We start from the raw sequence: 4,474 nt of genomic DNA, 5'->3' as shown, positions 1-4,474 counted from the left end.
CGACCGCCGGACCGGCCCGCGCGCGGTTCGCCCTTCGGCTCGCCGTCGCGGGCCCGGACAGGGCGGGACCTCGGCGTGGCGTCGCGGCCACGCCGAGGGTCCCGTTCCCGTCGTGCCATCAGCTCTCCGGCGTGTACCGCGGGAAGGCCAGGTCACCGGCGTAGCGCGCGGCGTCGCCCAGGGCCTCCTCGATGCGCAGCAGCTGGTTGTACTTCGCGGTGCGCTCGCCGCGGGCGGGCGCGCCGGTCTTGATCTGACCCGCGCCGACGGCCACCGCGAGGTCGGCGATCGTGGTGTCCTCGGTCTCGCCGGACCGGTGGGACATCATCGACTTGTAGCCGTAGGACGTGGCCAGCGCGACCGCGTCCAGCGTCTCCGACAGCGTGCCGATCTGGTTGACCTTCACCAGCAGCGCGTTGGCCGCGCGGCGGGAGATGCCCTCCTCCAGCCGCTCCGGGTTCGTCACGAACAGGTCGTCGCCGACGATCTGCACGCGCTCGCCCAGCTCGGCCGTCATCTGCACCCAGCCGTCCCAGTCGTCCTCGGACAGCGGGTCCTCGATGGAGACCATCGGGTAGGCGTTGACCAGCTCGGTGTAGTAGCCGGTCATCTGCTCGGCGCTGCGCTTGGTCTTCTCGAACGTGTACGCGCCGTCCGAGTAGAACTCGGTGGCGGCCACGTCGAGCGCGAGCGCGATGTCGCGGCCGGGGGTGAAGCCGGCCTTCTCGATCGCGACCAGGATCAGGTCCAGCGCGTCGCGGTTGCTCGACAGGGACGGCGCGAAGCCGCCCTCGTCGCCCAGGCCCGTGCCCAGGCCCTTGGACTTCAGCACGGACTTCAGCGCGTGGTACGTCTCGGCGCCCCAGCGCAGGGCCTCGCGGAAGCTCTCCGCGCCGATCGGCGCGATCATGAACTCCTGGATGTCCACGTCGGTGTCGGCGTGCGCGCCACCGTTGAGGATGTTCAGCATCGGCACCGGCAGGACGTGCGCGTTCGGGCCGCCGACGTACCGGAACAGCTCCAGGCCGCTGGACGCCGCCGCCGCCTTCGCCACCGCGAGCGAGACGCCGAGGATGGCGTTCGCGCCCAGGCGGGACTTGTCCGGCGTGCCGTCCAGGTCGACCAGCTTCTGGTCCACCACCCGCTGCTCGACGGCCTCGATGCCGACCAGCTCGGGACCGATCTCGTCGAGCACCGCCGTGACCGCGCGCTCGACGCCCTTGCCCAGGTAGCGCTTGGCGTCGCCGTCCCTCAGCTCGACCGCCTCGTGCTCGCCGGTCGACGCGCCGGACGGAACCGCCGCACGCTCCAGCGTGCCGTCGTCCAACGCCACCTCTACCTCGACGGTCGGGTTGCCTCGCGAGTCCAGGATCTCGCGGGCGCCGACCTGCTCGATGACCGCCACGTGCGCTCCCTCGTCAGACCATCTGTGTATCGATGCCGAGCCTAGTTGGTGCAAGGTGTGGGACGGCCCCGGCTCGCTGGTTGGGGCGCCCGTCGGAAGGGGTTCACGCGTGGTTCACGTGGCGCGGGGTGGGGAAGGGCCGGTGCTGGTGCTGCTGCACGGGCTCGGCGCGACCGGGTCGGTGTGGCGCGGAGCTGCGGATTCGTGGCCGGGGGCGTGGGTGGCGGTGGACCTGCCGGGGCACGGCCGGTCCGCGCCGCTGGACCGGTACTCGTTCGGCTCGCTGGCCGCCGCGGTGGCGTCGGCGGCGCCGTCGGGTCCGGTGGCCGTGCTCGGGCACTCGCTGGGCGGCGTGGTGGCGCTGGCGCTGGCGAGCGGGTGGTTCGGGGTGGACGTGCGGGCGGTCGGCGCGGTGGGCGTCAAGCTGCGGTGGACGCCGGAGGAGCTGGCGAAGGCGGCGGCGCTGGCCGGGAAGCCCGCCCGCGTCTTCGGCACGCGGGACGAGGCGGAGGCGTGGGCGTCCCGCCTGGCGGGAGTTCCGGTGGACGACGGCGTGGTCGAGGTCGACGGCGGCTGGCGGGCGGCGCTGGACCCGGCCGCGTTCGGCGTGGGCGCGCCGGACGTCGCGGGGCTGCTCGCGGTGGCGAAGGCGGCGGCGGCGCTGTCGGCGGGCGAGCTGGACCCGATGTGCCCGCCGGAGCACCTGCGCGCGGCCCGGGCGGACGGGCTGGTGCTGCCCGGCGTGGGGCACAACGCCCATGTGGAGCAACCCGAGGCCCTCGGGCCCGTGCTCGACCGGCTGCACGGGCTGCTCGTCCGGTGACACGCCCGTCCCGTCATCCGGTCGGCTGTCGAACTGCGACCGGATGCGCGGGTAGCGTTGATCGAACCATGACGGACAGCACCTTCGAGGCGTTCCGCCGAGCCGAGGCGCTGCTCGCGGAACGCCGACCGCTGGAGGCGCTGCGCGAGCTGCGGGTCGTGCTCGAAGCGGCGCCGGAGCAGGCGGGCGTGCAGCTGCTCGCGGGTCGGGCCTACCTGGGTTCGGCCCAGCTGAAGCGCGCCGAGGCGGCGTTCCGGAAGGTGCTGGAACTGGACCCGAGCGACCACTACGCGCGGTTCGCGCTGGGGCGGACGTTGCAGCGGCAGAGCCGGTTGACCGAGGCGTTGACGCAGCTGCGGATGGCGGCGGCGATGAACCCGTCGCCCGAGTACCAGGAGGCGTTGGGCGAGGTCAGCGCCCGCCTCGCGGTCGAGCGCGACCGCTGATCCCGGTACCGTCGGGGGTGGACGGCGGTCGATGGGGTCGGTGCTGATGACGGGTGCGTGCGAACTCGGCGAGGTCGTGGCGTCGCGGCGGGTGGAGTGCGTCGCGCCGGACGGCACGCGGACGTCGGTGCTGATCCGGATCGGCGCGCCCCGCCCCGACCCGTTGAGCGACCACGGCGACTGGTGCTGCCCGCACCAGATCCTCGGCTTGGGCGACGAGGCCGTCGGCGCGTCGTTCGGGGTGGACTCGCTCCAGGCGCTGCTGCTCAGCGTGTACGGCGTGCGGTTGAAGCTGGCGGCGCGGGCCGAGGAGGCGTCGGTGACGCTCGACTGGCTGGGCCTGCCGGACCTCGGGCTGACGGTCGTCCCCGACGCCGGCGCCCGGCCGACCGGGAACGGACCGCCCGGCGCGTGACGGTCAGCCGCCGACGCTCGCCCTGGCGTAGGCGTCGGCGCCGCTGTAGACGTTCTGGCCGTACTCGGTCGAGTTGTTGTAGTCCAGCACGGCCGCCCACCAGCCCGCGCCCGTGCCCAGGTCGCGTCCGCCCGAGCACAGGTACCGGGCGGCGGCGAGCGCGGCGTCGTCGATGTTCTGCGGGTCCGGCTCCCGGCCGTCGCCGTTGGCGCGCACCGCGTACCGGGCCCACGTGGTCGGGATGAACTGCATCGGGCCGACCGCCCGGTCCCACGTCGTGTCGCCGTCGAGCCGGCCGCCGTCGCTGTCGGCGATCGCCTTCACGCCCGGCGAGCCGTCCAGCGGGATGCCGATGATCGGGCGCGACGGCCGGCCGTCCTCGCCGAGCCGCGCGCCGCCGATGGTGCCGTGGTGCGACTCGATGCGGCCGATGCCGGCCAGCGTCGCCCACGAGATCCGGCAGGCCGGGTTCTGGTTGCGCATCACCAGGTCCGCGATGGCGTAGGCGCGCAGCGCACGGGCCGGGATGTCGGTCTTCTCGGACAGCGACGCGGCCCAGCCGGTCAGGGGCTCGGCGCTGCCGGTGACGGCGGGCGAGGCCTGGGGCTGCCCGGACGCCGGCACCTCGCCGGCCGAGCCCGGAGCGGCGGCGCCCGGCTCGACCTCCAGGAACGGCACGGGGAACGGCGGGTCGGCGGCGGGCCGCGGCGCGGACCGGTTGAAGGTGGCCAGGGCCCAGGCGCCGCCGGCCACGAAGGCCAGCAGCAGCAGCACCAGCGCCAGGCGTCCGACGAGGTTGCCGGCACTGCCGCGCGTCGGGGGGCGCGGCTCGGTCTTGGAGGGCGGCGGGACGACCACCAGCCCAGGCTACGTGCTCCCCACGCGTGTTCGGCCCTGCTCGGCGGGACCCGTTGGACCGCCCGGTCGGGCGCCGCCGGTCCGGCGCAGGTCAGGCGGTGGAACGCGGCACTGGGACGTGCCGGAATTCCACGCCGCGTCGCCTGCGCACGGGGACGCCGGCCGCTACGGGGCGGGGTCGGACGGTGACGTGGCGGGCGGCTCCGGAGCGGTGGTGGGCGGCTGGGTGGTGGCCGGGGGCGCGGTCGTGGGTGGAGGCGTGGTGGCCGGCGGGGCGGTCGTGGGCGGTGACGTCGGCGGTGCGGTGGTGGGCGGTGGGGTCGTGGGCCGCCCGGTGGCACGCGGGAACGACGGCCCGTGCGGCGTGGTCGACGGCTGGGGCAGCGACCGGAACAGCGGCGGCACCACCGGTTGCGTGACGTGGGTGGTGGCGGTCGGGCCGGGCGGGCTGCCGGGCTGCGGGCGGTCCGACCGGGGCGGCGGTCCCGGGTGGTCGGGGTGGTGCGGGCGGGACGGCGCGGGCGGGA

5 protein-coding genes and 1 pseudogene are annotated in these 4,474 nt (G+C 75.2%); 4 read left to right on the top strand and 2 right to left on the bottom strand.

Translation table 11 applies throughout. The annotated features are described in order from the left end of the window. Positions 1-118: 118 nt before the first annotated feature. A complete protein-coding gene (gene eno, locus ACFQ3T_RS34550; protein WP_106617300.1) occupies positions 119-1,405 on the bottom strand; it encodes a phosphopyruvate hydratase in 1,287 nt (428 codons plus the stop codon). A gap of 109 nt (positions 1,406-1,514) precedes the next feature. Between eno and ACFQ3T_RS34545 the strand changes: the two genes are divergently transcribed. The 3 genes from ACFQ3T_RS34545 to ACFQ3T_RS34535 all read left to right on the top strand — a co-directional run bounded on the left by ACFQ3T_RS34545 (position 1,515) and on the right by ACFQ3T_RS34535 (position 3,089). Then, positions 1,515-2,228 (top strand): alpha/beta fold hydrolase, encoded by a 714-nt coding sequence (locus ACFQ3T_RS34545; protein WP_380730005.1) that lies wholly within the window; start codon positions 1,515-1,517, stop codon positions 2,226-2,228. A 68-nt stretch (positions 2,229-2,296) separates the two neighbouring features. Continuing rightward, positions 2,297-2,674, top strand: a complete 378-nt coding sequence (locus tag ACFQ3T_RS34540; RefSeq protein WP_380730003.1) for a tetratricopeptide repeat protein — start codon at positions 2,297-2,299, stop codon at positions 2,672-2,674. Between the two features lie 31 nt (positions 2,675-2,705). Further along, a complete protein-coding gene (locus ACFQ3T_RS34535) occupies positions 2,706-3,089 on the top strand; it encodes a DUF6968 family protein (RefSeq protein ID WP_380730001.1) in 384 nt (127 codons plus the stop codon). Positions 3,090-3,092: 3 nt separating this feature from the next. Here ACFQ3T_RS34535 and ACFQ3T_RS34530 read toward each other — a convergent pair whose 3' ends face one another. Further along, on the bottom strand, positions 3,093-3,947 hold the full coding sequence (locus ACFQ3T_RS34530) for a lytic transglycosylase domain-containing protein (RefSeq protein ID WP_380729999.1): 855 nt from the start codon (positions 3,945-3,947) through the stop codon (positions 3,093-3,095). A 118-nt stretch (positions 3,948-4,065) separates the two neighbouring features. Between ACFQ3T_RS34530 and ACFQ3T_RS34525 the strand changes: the two are divergent. Next, positions 4,066-4,474 (top strand): annotated as a pseudogene (locus ACFQ3T_RS34525) (hypothetical protein); the annotation flags it as partial.

This window comes from Saccharothrix hoggarensis (assembly GCF_042678885.1).
In the GTDB taxonomy this organism is placed as follows: domain Bacteria; phylum Actinomycetota; class Actinomycetes; order Mycobacteriales; family Pseudonocardiaceae; genus Actinosynnema; species Actinosynnema hoggarensis.
This window is presented reverse-complemented; position numbering and strand designations above follow the sequence as displayed.

Coding starts and splice junctions, on each gene's coding strand:
- ACFQ3T_RS34535 (WP_380730001.1), top strand. CDS start 2,706: ATGGGGTCGGTGCTGATGACGGGTGCGTGCGAACTCGGCGAGGTCGTG.
- ACFQ3T_RS34540 (WP_380730003.1), top strand. CDS start 2,297: ATGACGGACAGCACCTTCGAGGCGTTCCGCCGAGCCGAGGCGCTGCTC.